Here is a 15,492-nt window from a genome sequence, read left to right on the forward strand (position 1 = left end):
GCTCCAGCGCTAAGGGCCGCGACCGACGCCGCGGCGAACATGAACCTGACGCGCCGCATGATCACCCCTGATGCAACCGCTTCTCAAAAGCGGAGCGGCACTATAGGGCGTGCAACTGCAAGTCAATCGCAAAGAACATCGTTCAGCTCGGCAACTTCGGCTTCCCTCGCGCGGGCGGCGGGTCATACAGTTGTTTTGATGTCCGACGCCCCCACCCTGACTCGTAAGCCGGAGGGCCCGCCGCGGGTCCCTGGCGCCAAGGCCGTTCGCCCGAGAAGCGCCGCCACCATCATCATCGTCCGCCGCGACGGCCCTAAGCCCAGGGTGCTGATGGGCAAGCGCCACGGCGGCCACGACTTCATGCCGAATCTGTGGGTGTTCCCGGGCGGGCGGATAGACCGCAGCGACTACCGCGCCCCGCACGCCACGGACCTGAGGCCGGAGGTCGCCGCCAAGTTCTCCCGCCACCTGCCGCTGCACAAGGGCCGCGCCCTGGCCATGGCGGCCGTCCGCGAGACCTTCGAGGAGGCCGGCCTGCTGCTCGCCAAACCAGTCCCGGCCCGCACCGCCGTCGGCCCCTGGCGCGAGTTCCTGGCCGAGGGCGTCGCCCCCGACCTGGAGGCCCTCGACGTCATCGCGCGGGCGGTGACCCCGCCGATGGTCGCCAAGCGGTTCGACACCTGGTTTCTGCTGGCCGAGGCCGACCGGCTCGTCAGCCTGGAGCGCAAGCCCGACTGCGGCGAGCTCGAGGAGATCGCCTGGATCGAATTCGACGAGGCCCTGAAGCTCAATCTGCCGGCGGTGACCCGCACGATGATCAGCGAGGCGGTGGAGCGGCTGGCCGACCCTGAGCGCCCCTCTCCATTCATGCGGTTCAAGGCCCGCGGCTGGTCGACGAGCCACCTCTAGCGGGAGAACAGCGGCAGCGACTCGGGGGCCAGCGCGCCCTCGATCTCCAGCAGCTTGAGTTTGGTCTTCACCCCGCCGCGCGCCGAGAAGCCGCCCGTCCGGCCGCCGGCCGCCAGCACCCGGTGGCAGGGCACGACGATGGGACACGGGTTCTGCCCCAGCGCCTGGCCCACCGCGCGGGCGAGCAGCGGGTCGCCCAGCCGCTCGGCCACCTCGCCGTAGGTCAGGGTGTCCCCCGGCGCTATGGCGCGGGCGATGTCGTAGACGCGGCGGTTGAACGGCGGGCACGCTGCGAGATCGAGCTCGACGCCGGTGAGGTCGACCGCCTCACCGCGCAGCAGCGCCTGCACGGCGGCGATGACGGCCGACACGGCTTCGGACGGCTCGGCCGGCTCGGCGCCGGCGAAGCGCCGCAGCACGCCGGACCGGGTCCGCTCTGCGTCGGGCTCGGGCAGGTGCACGCCCACGACGCCGGAATCCCGCCAGACGACGGCGGCGTGGCCGAGCGCGGTCCCGAAGATGGCGTAGGCGGTCTGCATGTCCGGAAGTCTACCATCGGCGCTCGCCGGCCGCTGCGCCGGGTCCGCCCGGCGCTGGCGGAAATCGGACGCCCAAGCCGCGCATTGACTTTGGGGCCGCGATTCGTATTGTCCGCGGCTCTTTCGAACACCCGCCGGCGTTTCGCGCCGGCCCCGCGAGGACGCCATGGCGAAACCGGCCAACATCAAGATCCGCCTCAACTCGTCGGCGGACACCGGCTACTTCTACGTCACCAAGAAGAACGCCAGGACCAAGACCGAGAAGCTGGTGATGAAGAAGTACGACCCGATCGTGCGCAAGCACGTCGAGTTCCGCGAAGGCAAGATCAAGTAAGTCAGGCTTTCCGAGCCCTACCGAACGCCCGGCCCAGCGCCGGGCGTTTTGCTTTGGCGGCTAGGCCGCCCGCGCGATCACCCGGTTCCGCCCGGATGCCTTGGCCTCGTAGAGCGCCTCGTCGGCTCGCTTGAGCAGGGCCTCGGGGGTGTCCTCGGCGCCGGACGCGGCCGCCACGCCGATGGAAATCGTGACCTGCAGCAGGTCCTTGTCGCCGCTGGTGCGGAATGGGGCGCCGGCGACGTGGGTGCGGATCCGCTCGGCGATGCGCTCGGCGTCGGTCAGCCGGGTGTCCGGCATCACCACCACGAACTCCTCGCCGCCGTAGCGGCACGGCAGGTCCACGGCGCGGACGTTGGAGGCCAGCCTCACGGCGAATTCGCGCAGCACCTCGTCGCCGACGTCGTGGCCGTAGCCGTCATTGATCTTCTTGAAGTGGTCGATGTCGATCAGCAGGGCCGCGACCGGCTCGCCGCCGTGGCGCGAGCGGCGCACCAGCGCCTCCAGCTGGCCGGCCATGTAGCGGCGGTTGTGCAGCCCGGTGAGCTGATCGGTGACCGCCAGCTCCAGCGAATGGTCGAGGTTGTGCCGCAGGTAGTCGGTGTAGCGCTTACGGCGGATCTGGGTGCGGGTGCGGGCCGACAGCTCCTGCGGGTCGATCGGCTTGGAGAGCAGGTCGTTGACCCCGAGCTCCAGCGCTTTCACCAGCCGCGGCCGCTCGTCGAAGTCCACCACGGCCAGGATCGGCAGGTGACGCGTCGCCTCGTCGGAGCGCAGCGTCGCGGCGAACCGCAGGCCGTCGAATCCCTTCGCTCCGGCGTTGACGATCACCAGGTCGACCGGACCCTTGGCGGTCATCAGCGCCTTCTCGGGATCGCTCTCGACCACGGGCCGGTGCTCGATGGCCAGCTCCGAGGCGATCCGCTGGGCCTGGCGCGGCTGGTCGTCGACCACCAGCACCCGCCCACCCGTGCCGCCGACCCGGGAGGCCGCGCCGGCGATCACGCCCATGCGCCGGCCCGAGGCCTCGCGCTCGCGCAACTCGTCGATGACCATCTTCAGCCGGGTGAGGCTGCGCACCCGGGCGAACAGCATCATGTCGTCGATGGGCTTGGTCAGGAACTCGTCGGCGCCCGCTTCAAGGCCGTTGATCCGGTCGGATCGCCCATCCAGCGCGGTGACCAGCACCACCGGTATGTGCCGCGTCGCCACATCTTCCTTCAGCCGCCGGCAGACCTGGAACCCGTCCATCCCGGGCATCATGACGTCCAGCAGGATGATGTCGGGCTTCTCCGCCGCCGCGACCGCCAGGGCCGTGGGCCCATCGTAGGCCGTCAGGACGCCGTAGTATTCCGCCGCGAGCTTGGCTTCCAGCAGCCGGACGTTAGCTTCGATATCGTCGACGACCAGGATGCGGGCGGTCATCTAGTTCAGCAGCCGCTTGATGGTGTCGAGGAAGTGGGTGACCGAGATCGGCTTGGAGATGTAGGCCTCGCAGCCGCCCTCGCGGATCCGCTCCTCGTCCCCTTTCATGGCGAAGGCGGTCACGGCGACCACCGGAATGTGGGCCAGATCCTCGTCTTCCTTCAGCCACTTGGTGACCTCCAGGCCGGAGATCTCGGGCAGCTGAATGTCCATGAGGATCAGGTCGGGGCGATGCTCGCGCGCCAGCGCCAGAGCCTGGAGACCCTCGCGAGTCTGCAAGGTCTCATAGCCCTGGGCGTCGAGCAGATCATGAAAGAGCTTCATGTTCAGCTCGTTATCCTCGACGATGAGGACCTTCTTGGCCATCCGGGTCTCGACGATGCTCTGCGGCGCCGGCACGGCTGGCCGACTCGGGTCTCGTCATCGTTGATGTCACGGATATCCTTAAGCCGACGTTAGTCCGCAAGTCCGCCCCGGAGCCGTGAATATCCCGAATTCGGTTGAAATTCCGGCCTCTGAGGCCGCAAGCCTGCCGATTTTGCGCGGCCGGCCTTTGGTTATCGTCGATGTCGACGAGGTCCTGGGGCTGTTCATCGAAGGATTCGAGCGGTTTGTGACCGCCCAGGGATTCGAGTTCCGGCTCGACCGGTTCGCCCTGTTTCAGAACATCTACCGCCCGGGCGAGGCCCAGCACCTGCCGATCGAGGACGGCCGGCGGCTGTTCGACGACTTCTTCGGCGCGGCCTGCGGGGAGATGACGCCCGCCGACGGCGGCGCCGAGGCGCTGCGGGCCCTCTCCGCCCGCGCACAGGTGGTGATCTTCACCAATGCACCCGCCCAGGCCCGGCTGGCCCGCAGCCAATGGCTGGTCCGTCACGGCCTCGACTATCCGCTGCTGCTGGGCCGCGGGCCCAAGGGCCCGATGACCGCCGAGCTCGCCCGCCGCGCCGACGCCCCGGCCGCCTTCATCGACGACCTGCTGCCGAACCTCGATTCGGTCGCGCAGAACGCGCCGCAGGTCGCCACCTTCCAGCACGTCGCCGATCCGCGCCTGCGCCCCCTCGCCCCCAGCGCCCCCGACCGCCACCCGCGAATCGACGACTGGGCGGAGCTGGCGGCGGCGGTGGAGAAGGCGATCTCTTAAAGTCAGCCATCCCGGACGGCCGCAGGCCGATCCGGGACCCAGCTCTAGCGCTGCATATCTGGGTCCCGGCTCTCCGCTTTGCTGCCGCCGGGATGACGACGGATCACGCCACCGCCACGGCCCGCTGGTACGCGGGGCGCGACGTCAGCCGCTGGGCGTAGGCCTTGATGGGCTCGGCGACGTCCCCGAGCTCGAGCATGTCGGCCAGGCCCAGGGCGTAGCCGACCGAGATGTCGGCCAGCGTGAACTCATTGCCGGCCATGTAGTCGCCACGCTTCAGCTGCCGCTCCACCAGCGGCAGGCGGCGGTGGAAGCTGCGCTTGATGATGTTGACGGTGAAGTTGTCTTTCTGGTCCTCGGGGGCCATGAACTTGGTGCCGACCACGGCGTTCAGCGGCGCCGCCAGGCTGGCCTCGCCGAACATCATGAACTGCAGGTAGTCGGGGTAGCGCGGATCGCCCGGCTCCACGACGAGCGGCGTCGGCCCGTGCTTGGCGCCCAGATACTGCATGATCGCCACCGACTCGGTCATCACCACGTCGCCGTCGACCATCGCCGGCAGGGTGCCGGCCGGGTTGGCCTCCAGGAACTCGGGGTCCGGGCGGGCGAACGAGGCCGCTGCGGTCTCGTAGGGCGCGCCCAGCTCCTCGGCGGCCCAGAGGACCCGCAGGGAACGGCTGCGCGGGGCGTGGAAAATCTTCATAACGTCCTCCCTTGAGCCCCAACCTTTAGCCGGGCCGCGGGCGGATGAGAACCAGAAAAGCGCACGCTCGTGCACCTTCTCGCGTTCGCCGGACGTTCTGCTAGGCTCCTTCGCATGATCCGGTTCGGAGTCGATTTCGGCGGCACCAAGATCGAGGCCGCGGCGCTGGACGCCGAGGGCCAGATCGTGGCGCGCGTCCGCGCCCCCTCCCCGCGCCGCTACGATGAGGGGCTGGCTGCGGTCGCCGAGCTCGTCGCCGAGGTGGAGCGCCAGGCGGGCGCGAAGGCGGGCTGCGTCGGCGTGGGCGCGCCGGGCTCGCCGTCGCCCAGGGACGGCCTGATCCGCAACGCCAATTCCACCCACCTGAACGGCCAACCGTTCCAAGCCGACCTGGCGCGGGTGCTGGGGCGGCCGGTGCGCGTCGCCAACGACGCCAACTGCCTGGCGCTGTCGGAAGCCGTGGACGGCGCCGGCAAGGGCGCGCGGGTCGTGTTCGCCGCCATCGTCGGCACCGGCTGCGGCGCCGGGGTCGCGGTCGACGGCGCGCTCGTGGAGGGTCGCAACGGCGTGGCCGGCGAGTGGGGCCACACGCCCCTGCCCTGGGCCAGGCCCTCGGAGTTCCCCGGCCCCCTGTGCTGGTGCGGCCGGCGCGGCTGCCTGGAGGTCTGGGTCTCCGGCCCAGGGTTCGCGGAGGACGCCCGCGTCACCTCGGCCGAGGCCGCCGTCACCGCCGCCCGGGAGGGTTCGCGGGCCGCATCCGAGGCGCTGGACCGCTACCTCAGCCGCCTGGCCCGAGGGCTGGCCATGGTTTGCGACGTGCTGGATCCGGACGTCATCGTCCTCGGGGGCGGGATGTCCAACGTCGACGAGCTCTACGCCCGCCTGCCCGGCGAGATCGCCCCGCACGTCTTCTCCGACGTGTTCGACACCCCGGTCCGCAAGGCTGTCCACGGCGACTCGTCCGGGGTGCGCGGCGCGGCCTGGCTTTGGCCGCTGGCGGCGCCATGAGCGCGCTCTGCCGCGACTGCTTCTGGACCGGCGAGGCGCGGCCGCGACGCTGCCCGGGCTGCGGCTCGCCGCGCCTGGTCGCCCACCAGGAGCTCTCGCGCCTGTCCATCGCCCACATGGACTGCGACGCCTTCTACGCCTCGGTGGAGAAGCGAGACCGCCCCGAGCTGCGCGACGTGCCCGTCATCGTCGGCGGCGGCAAGCGCGGGGTGGTCACCACCTGCTGCTATATCGCCCGGATCAGCGGCGTCCGATCGGCCATGCCGATGTTCCAGGCGCTGAAGGCCTGCCCGCAGGCGGCGGTCATCAAGCCGGACTTCTCCAAGTACAAGTTCGAGAGCCGCCGGATCATGGCGATGATCGCCGAGCTCACGCCGCTGGTTCAGCCGCTTTCGCTGGACGAGGCGTGGATCGACCTGGCCGGCACCGAGCGGCTGCACGGCGCCTCGCCGGCGGTCACCCTCGCCAGGCTCCAGGCCCGCATCGAGGCCGAGACCGGGCTGACCGTCTCCATCGGCCTGGCCGCCAACAAGTTCCTGGCCAAGATCGCCTCGGACCTCGACAAGCCGCGCGGCTTCTCGGTGATCGGCGGGGCCGAGGCGCAGACCTTCCTGGCCCCGCGGCCGGTCGGCATCCTGCCCGGCGTCGGCCCTGCGATGATGCGGTCCCTGGCCCAGGCCGGCTTCACCACCGTCGGCGACATCGCCCGGGCAGACGTGAAGGTGCTGGCGACCCGCTTCGGGGCCCATGGCCTGCGCCTGCACCAGCTGGCCCATGGCCGCGACACGCGCGCCGTGAACCCGGAAGAGGGCCGCAAGGGGATCAGCGCCGAGACCACCTTCTTCGACGACCTGCGCAGCTTCCCCGACCTGGAGGAGAAGCTTGCCCCGCTCTGCGAGCGGGTTGCGCGCCAGGCCCGGGCCGGCGGCGTCGCCGGCCGGGTGGTGCAGCTGAAGCTGAAGACGGCCGATTTCAAAATCCTCACCCGCCGGCGCACCCTGCCCGTTCCGACCCAGACCGCGAAGACCATGTTCGCCGTCGGCCGCGAGCTGTTGGCCGCCGAGGCCAAGGGGAAGAGCTATCGGCTGATCGGCATCGGCCTGGCCGAGCTCATCGACGCGGGCGCGGTCGAATCCGACTTCTTCGCCGGGTACGAGAAAAGGGCCTTGGCGGAGGAACGGACTTTGGACTCGATTCGGGCCCGATTCGGCCCCGGAGCCGTGATTTCTGGCCGCAGCCTGCGGTCAAGAGACGCGGCTCAAGACTGACTGGCGCCGCCAGCGCCACTGTAGAAAGCCGCAAAAACGAGCGCTTGCGGGCCCGCCGGGCGCCTCGCGACGATTAGACCCTTCCAATGCGCCTTCGATGGCATATCTAATCAACGACAGGCGGACCTCGGTTAGCGTCTGTCAGGAGACCTGTTCGATGGCCGAGCGCAAGCAAGGTGATCAGGCCACCGGCGTAAAGTCATCGGTGGTCACCCAAACCAAGCCGAAGACGCAGAAGCCCTCGATGTATCGGGTGCTTTTGCTGAACGACGACTACACCCCCATGGAGTTCGTCGTCTACGTCTTGGAGCAGTTCTTCAACAAATCGCGCGAAGACGCGACTCGGATCATGCTGCATGTGCATCAGCACGGCGTGGGGGTGTGTGGCGTGTTCACCTACGAAGTGGCGGAAACAAAAGTGGCGCAGGTCGTTGATACCGCAAGGCGGCATCAACACCCGCTCCAGTGCACCATGGAAAAGGATTAGAGGCCTAGCTTGCCTTCATTCTCGCGCCCGCTCGAAGAATCGCTCCACCGCGCCGTCGCTTACGCCAATCAGCGTAAGCACGAGTACGCAACGCTAGAGCACCTGCTGCTCAGCCTCGTCGACGACGAGGACGCCGCCGGAGTGATGCGCGCGTGCGATGTGGATCTGAACGCCCTTCGGACCACCCTCACCAACTATGTCGACAACGAGCTGCGCAGCCTGATCGTGGACGATGGCGAGGACGCCAAGCCCACCTCCAGCTTCCAGCGCGTCATCCAGCGCGCGGTCATCCACGTGCAGTCCTCGGGACGCGAGGAGGTCACCGGCGCGAACGTGCTGGTGGCGATCTTCTCCGAGCGCGAGAGCCACGCCGCCTATTTCCTGCAAGAGCAGGACATGACGCGCTACGATGCGGTCAACTACATCGCCCACGGCATCGCCAAGAAGGCCGGCGCCTCCGAGGCCAAGTCGGTCAAGGGCGCCGAAGATGAGGAGAAGCCGACGGTCAAGACCGGCGGCGAGGCCCTCGAGGCCTACTGCATCAACCTCAACGAAAAGGCCAAGCAGGGGAAGGTCGACCCGCTGATCGGCCGGCACGGCGAGGTCGAGCGCTGCATCCAGATCCTCTGCCGCCGGACGAAGAACAACCCGCTGCTGGTGGGCGACCCCGGCGTCGGCAAGACCGCCATCGCCGAAGGCTTGGCGCGCAAGATCGTCAACAAGCAGGTCCCGGCGGTGCTTTCGGGCTCGACCATCTTCTCGCTCGACATGGGCGCGCTGCTGGCCGGCACCCGCTACCGCGGCGACTTCGAAGAGCGCGTCAAGCAGGTCGTCAAGGAGCTGGAGAACCACCCCGACGCCATCCTGTTCATCGACGAGATCCACACGGTGATCGGCGCCGGCGCGACCAGCGGCGGGGCGATGGACGCCTCCAACCTGCTGAAGCCCGCCCTGGCCTCCGGCACCCTGCGGTGCATGGGATCGACAACCTACAAGGAATTCCGCCAGCACTTCGAGAAGGACCGCGCCCTGGTGCGCCGGTTCCAGAAGATCGACGTCAACGAGCCGACCATCGAAGACACGATCAAGATCTTGAAGGGGCTGAAGACCTACTACGAGGAGTTCCACAAGCTCCGCTACACCTCCGACGCCTTGAAGGCGGCGGTGGAGCTGTCGGCCAAGTACATCACTGACCGCAAGCTGCCCGATAAGGCGATCGACATCATCGACGAGGCCGGCGCGAGCCAGATGCTGGTGCCCGAGGCCCGGCGCAAGAAGGTCATCGGCCTGAAGGAGATCGAAAGCGTCGTCGCCAAGATCGCCCGCATCCCGCCGAAGTCGGTCTCCAAGTCCGACACCGAGGCGCTGAAGCAGCTCGAGGTCGACCTGAAGCGCGCGGTTTACGGCCAGGACGAGGCCATCGAGCAGCTGTCCGCAGCCATGAAGATGGCCCGGGCCGGCCTGCGCGACGCCAACAAGCCCATCGGCAGCTACCTCTTCTCGGGGCCCACCGGCACCGGCAAGACGGAGACCGCCCGGCAGCTGGCCTCGACGCTCGGCATCGAGCTCCTGCGCTTCGACATGAGCGAATACATGGAGCGACACACGGTGAGCCGGCTGATCGGGGCCCCTCCGGGCTACGTCGGCTTCGACCAGGGCGGCCTCCTGACCGACGCCGTCGACCAGCACCCGCATGCGGTCGTGCTGCTCGACGAGATCGAGAAGGCTCACCCGGACGTCTACAACATCCTCCTGCAGGTCATGGACCACGGTCAGCTGACCGACTCCAACGGCAAGAAGATCGACTTCCGGAACGTGGTCCTGATCATGACCACCAACGCCGGCGCGTCGGACGCGCAGAAGAACGCCATCGGCTTCGGCCGCGGCAAGCAGGACGACGAGGTGGAAGAGGCGCTCAAGCGCACCTTCACGCCCGAGTTCCGCAACCGTCTCGACGCCGTGGTCGGCTTCCGCCCGCTCACTCCGGAGATCATCCGCCAGGTGGTGCAGAAGTTCGTCATGCAGCTGGAAGCCCAGCTGGCGGATCGGCACGTCACCATCGAGACCTCCGACGAGGCGGCCGACTGGCTGGCCAAGAACGGCTTCGACGAGCTCTACGGCGCCCGGCCGCTGGCCCGGGTCATCCAGGAGAATATCAAGAAGCCGCTGGCCGACGAGATCCTGTTCGGCCGGCTGGTCAAGGGCGGCCACGTCAAGGTCATCGTGGCCGACGGCAAGATCGCCTTCGAGGTCGAATCCGACGGCGCCCCGCGCGAGCCGGGCGCCCCGGTGATCGAGAACCCCGCCGAGGGCGCCACCGAGGCCGAGCCGGTCGAGTAACGGCTCAGCAAAAGGCTGGAACAAGATGCGCCCGCTCTGGGAAACCGGGGCGGGCGTTCCTGTTGGAGCCTGCCCCCACACCGATCATCCCGGCGAAAGCCGGAATCCATATCGCAATCCCATGCGACGGATGAACGCCGCGCCACATGAGACGCGTGTCGAGCCTGCTGTCTGGATCCGGCCGCTCGGCCGCGATGAGCGGGTGAAGGGTCGGCCGCCTTGAATGAAAAGAGTGCGCGCCGCTTGCCAGCCCCGAGTGTCCATGCTGCCATCCACCCGCAGAGCGCGCGCGGCGAGTGCGCGAGGGGGGCCACGATGAACCTGATGTTCCAGCCATTGCGGAAGTACGCCGACTTCAACGGGCGTGCGCGGCGAGCCGAATACTGGCTGTTTACGCTTCTGATGATCCTAATCTCGCTGCCGCTGTCGGTGATCTCCGGGGTCGCCGGCGCCGCCGACGAGACCGGCGCGGGCGCGGTCGGCGGCTCCTTGATCCTCCTCCTGGTGATGCTCGGCCTGATCATCCCGTCGATCGCGGTGACGGTGCGCCGGCTGCACGACACCAACCGCTCGGGATGGTGGATCCTCATCTCGTTCATTCCGCTTGTGGGCGGACTGATCCTGTTCGTCTTCAGCGTCCTCGACGGCACCCCCGGTCCGAACAACTTCGGTCCGGACCCGAAGGGCCGCGGCGACACCCTGGCGACGGTGTTCGCCTGATCTCGGTGAGCTGTCGAGGGGGATAGGTCCAGGACAGGCGGCATCCCTTGGGGGGGACAAGGCGGTTCCGAGGCCGCTGCACGCCGTCCTGGCTCGCTCGCGCGGTAGCTGGGAAGGTCCGTTGATCAGGCGGACCGAAAAGCGCCAGCGGGTCGCATCGAGCAGGACCCTAAGGTAGGCGCTGAGGTTGCCGCGGCAAGCTTCGCCGTGATCAGGAAAAAGTGGTCAGGCCGCTTCGGAACTGGGCGCCCAGATCGGGGCCGCCGCCTCGCGCCGCTCGCTACGGCTCAGCAGCCAGTACATGACCGGCGTCGCGACCCGCGACAGCAGGGTCGAGGTCACCAGCCCGCCGATGATGGCGATGGCGAGCGGCGAGTAGAGGCCGGAGCGCTCCAGGGCGAGCGGGGTCAGGCCGCCGATCGCGGTGACCGAGGTCAGCAGCACCGGCAGGAACCGCACCTCCCCTGCCCGCTCGATGGCCTCACGCAGGGCGACGCCCTGTTTCCGCAGCTGCTCGGTGAAGTCGACCAGCAGGATGGAGTTCTTGATCTCGATGCCGATGAGGGCGATCAGCCCGATGGTCGCCGTGAACGACAGCGAGTTGCCGGTCAGGGCCAGCGCCGCCACCGCCCCGAAAACGCCGAGCGGGATGACGCCAGCCACCACCAGGGCCGTCCGGAACCGGCCGAACTCAAGCACCAGCACCGCCAGGATGCCGAAGATTGCGATGAGCACGGCGGCGCCGAGCCCGGCGAAGCTCTCCGACTGAGCCTCCGCCTGGCCGCCGAATGAGAGTCGATAGCCGGGCGGGACAGCCAGTTCCTCGCCCAACCGCGCCTGCGCCTGCGCGGTCACGTCTGAGGTCAGGAAGCCGGTCCGCACCTGGCTGGTCACCGTCACGGTCCGCTCGCGCTGGAACCGGGTGATCCGCGCCGGGCTCGACTCGAAGGTCGGCTCGGCGACCGCGCCCAGCGGGACCGCGGCCCCTGAGGGGGTCGGCAGGTAGATGGCCGAGAGCGCACCCAGTTCGTTACGGTTCTCCATCGGCAGCCGCACGCGCACCGGATAGTCGTCGCCGTCCGGGTCGCGGAACCGGGCCGTCTCCTCGCCGGAGAGCGCGAGGCGGGCCACCCGCCGCGCGGCGCCCGCCGGCACGCCCAGGGCGGCGGCCTTGCCCTCATCGAGGCCCAGGTCGAGGTCGGTCCGGTCGACGCTCAACGGGTTGTTCACGTCGCGCGTGCCGGGCGTGGCTTTGAGCGCCCGCTCGGCCTCCGCCGCCAGCGCCTTCAGCGCCTGCATGTTATCGCCCGAGATGCGCACGGCGATTGGCGCCTCCACCGGCGGGCCGTTCTCGAAGGTCTCGACGGTGATCCGCGCGCCGGGATAGCCGGCAAAGTCCGCCCGCAGCGCGTCCAGCACCCGCTCCGACCGCCCCGGCTCCCACGCCTTGAGCGAGACGAACACCTCGCCGTAGCTCGGCTGCGGCTGGCGTTGGTTCTGGTTGTAGAAGATCTGCGGATTGCCCCGTCCGAGGTTGGCCGCCGTCCAGGCGACCTCCGGCTCGCGCCGCAGCCGTTCGTCGACGAAGCGCAGAGCCTGGTCGGTGCGCGCCAGCGAACTGCCCTGGGGCGTCTCGACCCGGACCAGGAACTGAGGCGTCTCGGCGGGCGGGAAGAGGCTCGAGCCGATCGCCCCGAGCAGCGGGATGGTGGTCGCGCAGATCGCTCCGATGATCGCCAGGCTCGCCCAAGGCCTGGCCAGCGCCCGGTGCAGCACCGGCGCGTACAGTCGATGGATGGCCCCGTTCACCGCCCTCAGGATCCGGTTGCCCTCCGGGTCCTCGTGGCGCGACAGCATCCGGCTCGCCAGGAACGGGATGATGGTCAGTGAGACAATCAGCGACGCCCCCACCGTGCACAGCACCGTCACGGGGAGCGAGCGGATGTAGGCTCCCGAGCCGCCCGGCAGCGCCAGCAGCGGCACGAAGGCCAGCATCAAGGTGGCCGTGCAGCCGAGCACCGCCAGCGAGATTTGCCGCGTCGCCGCCACCGCCGCCTCGGTCCGATCCATGCCCATCCGCAGGTGGCGGGCGATGTTCTCGGTGACGACGATGGAGTCGTCGACCAGCAGGCCGAGCGCCAGCACGAAGCCGGCGATGGTCAGCTGGTTCACCGTGAACCCGAGCAGCTGGACCAGCGCCAGCCCGATCAGCAGCGACAGCGGGATGGACATCATCACCACCCCGCCGGCACGAAGGCCCAGCGGCAGCAGGGTCAGCAGCACCAGCCCCAGGGCCAGGCCGAAGTCGCGGAACAGCCGCCCCAGCCGGTGCTCGACATTGTCGGCTTGGCTGAAGCCGCGCTCGAGCTTCACGCCGCCAGGCAGAGTCTTCTCGAATTCGGCCAGCGTCTCGTCGACCCCGCGGGTGAGGGTGGTGACGTCCGCCCCGTCCTTCTGCTGGACAGTGACAAACACTGCGCGACGGCCGTTGAATCGGGTCAGGTGCTGGGCCTCGGTCTCGGCCCAGCCGACCTGCGCCACGTCGCGCACCCGCACCACCTGGCCGTTGACCTCGCGCACCGGGGTGTCGGCCACCTCGGCCACGTCGCGGAAGGCGCCGCCGGTCTTGACGTTGAACCGACGCTCGCCGGCGTGGACGGCGCCCACCGGCGCCTCGGCCCCCGCCGCGCGAAGCGCGTCGGCGACGGCCGTCGGCGGCAGCTGCAGCTCGGCCAGCCGCCCCAGGTCCAGCGCCACCCGCAGCTCCGAGGGCGTCGCGCCCCAGTACTCGGTCTGGCGCACACCGGGCACGCGGTCGAGCCGCTCGCGCAGCCGGTCCGCCAGCTTCTCCAGCCGGCGCATCGGCAGGGTCTCACTGACCAGCGCCACCTGCACCACCGCCACCTCGGTGGTCCTGGCGCGGCGCACCTCCAGCTGGGCGAGCCCCTGAGGCAGCGTCCCGCGCAGGGCGTTCACCTCGCGCACCACCTCGTCGTACTTGCGCTGAGGATCGACGTCCCAGGTGAAGGCGACCTGCACGACGGCCGCGCCGTCGAGGCTGGTCGAGCCGATCTCGTCCACGTCGTCCAAGCCGGAGAGGGCGTCCTCGATGGGGTCGGCGACCAGCTGCTCGAGCTCGGCGGGCTCGGCGCCGGGCAGCACCGCGCGCACGATCATGATCGGCATCGGGAAGTGGGGGTCTTCGGACCTGGGCGTCGTCGCCAGGGCGTTGAGTCCAAGCATCGCCAGCAGGGCGAAGGCGACCAGGGTGAACTGCCAGTTGCGGACCGAGAAGCCGGCTATGTCGAACCTCATCGCGCGGCCGTCCGCTGGGGCGTCAGCCGAGCCGGGTCCATCACCCTCACCTTCTCGCCGTCGGAGACGAAGCCGGCGCCGACCGTGATCACCTGGGTCCCGTCCGGCAGACCGGACACCAGCGCGTCGTCGCCGTCGAAGCCGCCGAAGGTCACCGCCCGCCTGCGGGCCGTCGAGCCTGCGGGATCGACCACCAGCACGGCCGCCTGGCGACCCTGCGCCTCGAGGATGGCCTCCGCGGGCAGCCGCGCCATCGCCTGGGGTCGGGCGGCGGCCTGGGTCTGGACCGGGATCCACACCGTGGCGATCTGGCCGCTGCGCAGCTGCGGCGCGGTCGGCAGCTCCACTTCGATCTCCACGGCGCCGGTGCGCACATCCGCGCTTTCGCCGATCCGCGAGACCCGGCCCGGCAGCTCCGTGGCGTCGTCGATCCGCACTCGCACTGGCGCGCCGAGGCGGATGTGGGCCGCGTCGCGGTCGGGGGCCGGAGCCCGCACCACCAGCGGACTGGCCTCGTCGGCGACGCGCAGCACCGTCTGACCGGGCTGCACCACCTCGCCGCTCTGGCGGACCCGCTGCAGCACGACGCCGGACACCGGCGAGACCAGCCGCGTCCAGCGGCGGTCGAAGGCGGCGGCGCTGTGGCCCGCCTCGGCGGCCTTCACGGCGCTGGCCCGGTCGTCCAGCCGCTGGCGGCTGACAAAGCCCTTCTCGAACAGCGCCTGGTCACGGGCGTAGTCGCGCCGGGCGCGCTCCAGCTCGGCGCTCGCCCGTTGCTCGGCGGCGGCAAGCCCCGTCGGGTCGAGGTTGGCCAGCACCTGCCCCGCGGCGATGCGGTCTCCGGCGTCGACGGACAGGCCCGTCATCACTCCGGCGACTCGGAACGAGAGCTCCATCTCGCGCCGCCGGGCGATCCGGCCGCTGGCCTGCACCTCGGCGCTGGGCCGCGCGGCGGAGACCCGCACCGCCTGCACCGCGGTGGGCGCCGCCACTTCCGGCGCCGCCTCCCCGCCGCATCCGGCGAGGCCCGCCGCCATCGCCGCAAGGATCGAGATCACCGCTCTAGCCACGTCGACGCCGCCAATCTATCACTGATAGTCTATCAGTGATCGGTAATGGCCGATTGTCAAGCGCTCCGAAGGCTGGAAGTTAGGTCCCGATGTCGCCGCCCCTGTCCCAACGCAAGCCGAAGGGCTCCGGCTTCGAGCGCCGCGAGGAGATCCTCGCCGCCTCGCTGCGGCTGTTCGGCGAACGCGGCGTCCACGGGGTCTCGACCCGCCAGATCGCGGAGGCGGTGGGC

Annotated in this window: 14 protein-coding genes and 1 pseudogene; 9 read left to right on the forward strand and 6 right to left on the reverse strand. The window is 69.6% G+C overall.

Going from position 1 to position 15,492, the window contains the following annotated elements:
- The first annotated feature begins 198 nt into the window (after nt 1-198).
- Complete coding sequence (locus VHK87_RS05585) at nt 199-909, forward strand: NUDIX hydrolase (protein ID WP_329633909.1); 711 nt, start codon at nt 199-201, stop codon at nt 907-909.
- On the opposite strand, the gene VHK87_RS05590 is transcribed toward VHK87_RS05585, so the two are convergent.
- Nucleotides 906-1,448 (reverse strand): methylated-DNA--[protein]-cysteine S-methyltransferase, encoded by a 543-nt coding sequence (locus VHK87_RS05590; protein WP_329633910.1) that lies wholly within the window; start codon nt 1,446-1,448, stop codon nt 906-908. The genes VHK87_RS05585 and VHK87_RS05590 overlap by 4 nt on opposite strands.
- Nucleotides 1,449-1,614: 166 nt before the next feature.
- Here VHK87_RS05590 and rpmG point away from each other — a divergent pair, with 166 nt between their 5' ends.
- A complete protein-coding gene (gene rpmG, locus VHK87_RS05595; RefSeq protein ID WP_329633911.1) occupies nt 1,615-1,782 on the forward strand; it encodes a 50S ribosomal protein L33 in 168 nt (55 codons plus the stop codon).
- A gap of 60 nt (nt 1,783-1,842) precedes the next feature.
- On the opposite strand, the gene VHK87_RS05600 is transcribed toward rpmG, so the two are convergent.
- Both VHK87_RS05600 and VHK87_RS05605 read right to left on the reverse strand, forming a co-directional pair.
- Nucleotides 1,843-3,207, reverse strand: coding sequence for a PleD family two-component system response regulator (locus VHK87_RS05600; RefSeq protein WP_329633912.1), 1,365 nt, complete (start codon nt 3,205-3,207; stop codon nt 1,843-1,845).
- On the reverse strand, nt 3,208-3,573 hold the full coding sequence (locus tag VHK87_RS05605; protein ID WP_329633921.1) for a response regulator: 366 nt from the start codon (nt 3,571-3,573) through the stop codon (nt 3,208-3,210).
- A gap of 187 nt (nt 3,574-3,760) precedes the next feature.
- On the opposite strand from VHK87_RS05605, the gene VHK87_RS05610 reads away from it, so the two are divergent.
- Nucleotides 3,761-4,351 (forward strand): hypothetical protein, encoded by a 591-nt coding sequence (locus VHK87_RS05610; RefSeq protein ID WP_329633913.1) that lies wholly within the window; start codon nt 3,761-3,763, stop codon nt 4,349-4,351.
- 103 nt (nt 4,352-4,454) lie between these two features.
- Here the strand turns inward: VHK87_RS05610 and VHK87_RS05615 are convergent, their stop codons facing one another.
- Nucleotides 4,455-5,054 (reverse strand): glutathione S-transferase family protein, encoded by a 600-nt coding sequence (locus tag VHK87_RS05615; protein WP_329633914.1) that lies wholly within the window; start codon nt 5,052-5,054, stop codon nt 4,455-4,457.
- A gap of 114 nt (nt 5,055-5,168) precedes the next feature.
- Between VHK87_RS05615 and VHK87_RS05620 the strand changes: the two genes are divergently transcribed.
- From VHK87_RS05620 to VHK87_RS05640, 5 genes and pseudogenes are all read left to right on the forward strand, one after another.
- Nucleotides 5,169-6,062 carry an ROK family protein gene (locus tag VHK87_RS05620; RefSeq protein ID WP_329633915.1) on the forward strand — a complete coding sequence of 298 codons (894 nt, stop codon included), beginning with the start codon at nt 5,169-5,171 and terminating at the stop codon, nt 6,060-6,062.
- A complete protein-coding gene (locus tag VHK87_RS05625) occupies nt 6,059-7,330 on the forward strand; it encodes a DNA polymerase IV (protein ID WP_329633916.1) in 1,272 nt (423 codons plus the stop codon). The genes VHK87_RS05620 and VHK87_RS05625 overlap by 4 nt, the downstream gene beginning before the upstream one ends.
- Nucleotides 7,331-7,487: 157 nt before the next feature.
- Nucleotides 7,488-7,817: an ATP-dependent Clp protease adapter ClpS gene (gene clpS / locus VHK87_RS05630; RefSeq protein ID WP_320358402.1), complete on the forward strand. Its 330-nt coding sequence runs from the start codon at nt 7,488-7,490 to the stop codon at nt 7,815-7,817.
- Nucleotides 7,818-7,826: 9 nt separating this feature from the next.
- A pseudogene (gene clpA / locus VHK87_RS05635) lies at nt 7,827-10,132 on the forward strand (ATP-dependent Clp protease ATP-binding subunit ClpA); the annotation flags it as partial.
- 340 nt (nt 10,133-10,472) lie between these two features.
- Entirely contained in the window at nt 10,473-10,877 is a 405-nt protein-coding gene (locus VHK87_RS05640; protein ID WP_329633918.1) for a DUF805 domain-containing protein, read from the forward strand.
- A gap of 225 nt (nt 10,878-11,102) precedes the next feature.
- On the opposite strand, the gene VHK87_RS05645 is transcribed toward VHK87_RS05640, so the two are convergent.
- Nucleotides 11,103-14,192, reverse strand: a complete 3,090-nt coding sequence (locus tag VHK87_RS05645; RefSeq protein ID WP_329633919.1) for an efflux RND transporter permease subunit — start codon at nt 14,190-14,192, stop codon at nt 11,103-11,105.
- Nucleotides 14,189-15,250 (reverse strand): efflux RND transporter periplasmic adaptor subunit, encoded by a 1,062-nt coding sequence (locus VHK87_RS05650; protein ID WP_329633920.1) that lies wholly within the window; start codon nt 15,248-15,250, stop codon nt 14,189-14,191. The genes VHK87_RS05645 and VHK87_RS05650 overlap by 4 nt, the downstream gene beginning before the upstream one ends.
- 101 nt (nt 15,251-15,351) lie before the next feature.
- Here VHK87_RS05650 and VHK87_RS05655 point away from each other — a divergent pair.
- On the forward strand, nt 15,352-15,492 hold a 141-nt coding region (locus VHK87_RS05655), incomplete at its 3' end, for a helix-turn-helix domain-containing protein (RefSeq protein WP_329633922.1).

The sequence above is a fragment of the Phenylobacterium sp. genome, from assembly GCF_036263695.1.
Lineage (GTDB): Bacteria > Pseudomonadota > Alphaproteobacteria > Caulobacterales > Caulobacteraceae > Phenylobacterium.

Bases quoted from the DNA above. Each gene is read 5' to 3' on its own strand.
- rpmG (WP_329633911.1), top strand. From the start codon at position 1,615: ATGGCGAAACCGGCCAACATCAAGATCCGCCTCAACTCGTCGGCGGAC.
- VHK87_RS05615 (WP_329633914.1), bottom strand. From the start codon at position 5,054: ATGAAGATTTTCCACGCCCCGCGCAGCCGTTCCCTGCGGGTCCTCTGG.
- VHK87_RS05640 (WP_329633918.1), top strand. From the start codon at position 10,473: ATGAACCTGATGTTCCAGCCATTGCGGAAGTACGCCGACTTCAACGGG.
- clpS (WP_320358402.1), top strand. From the start codon at position 7,488: ATGGCCGAGCGCAAGCAAGGTGATCAGGCCACCGGCGTAAAGTCATCG.
- VHK87_RS05645 (WP_329633919.1), bottom strand. From the start codon at position 14,192: ATGAGGTTCGACATAGCCGGCTTCTCGGTCCGCAACTGGCAGTTCACC.
- VHK87_RS05620 (WP_329633915.1), top strand. From the start codon at position 5,169: ATGATCCGGTTCGGAGTCGATTTCGGCGGCACCAAGATCGAGGCCGCG.
- VHK87_RS05585 (WP_329633909.1), top strand. From the start codon at position 199: ATGTCCGACGCCCCCACCCTGACTCGTAAGCCGGAGGGCCCGCCGCGG.
- VHK87_RS05605 (WP_329633921.1), bottom strand. From the start codon at position 3,573: ATGGCCAAGAAGGTCCTCATCGTCGAGGATAACGAGCTGAACATGAAG.
- VHK87_RS05590 (WP_329633910.1), bottom strand. From the start codon at position 1,448: ATGCAGACCGCCTACGCCATCTTCGGGACCGCGCTCGGCCACGCCGCC.
- VHK87_RS05625 (WP_329633916.1), top strand. From the start codon at position 6,059: ATGAGCGCGCTCTGCCGCGACTGCTTCTGGACCGGCGAGGCGCGGCCG.
- VHK87_RS05600 (WP_329633912.1), bottom strand. From the start codon at position 3,207: ATGACCGCCCGCATCCTGGTCGTCGACGATATCGAAGCTAACGTCCGG.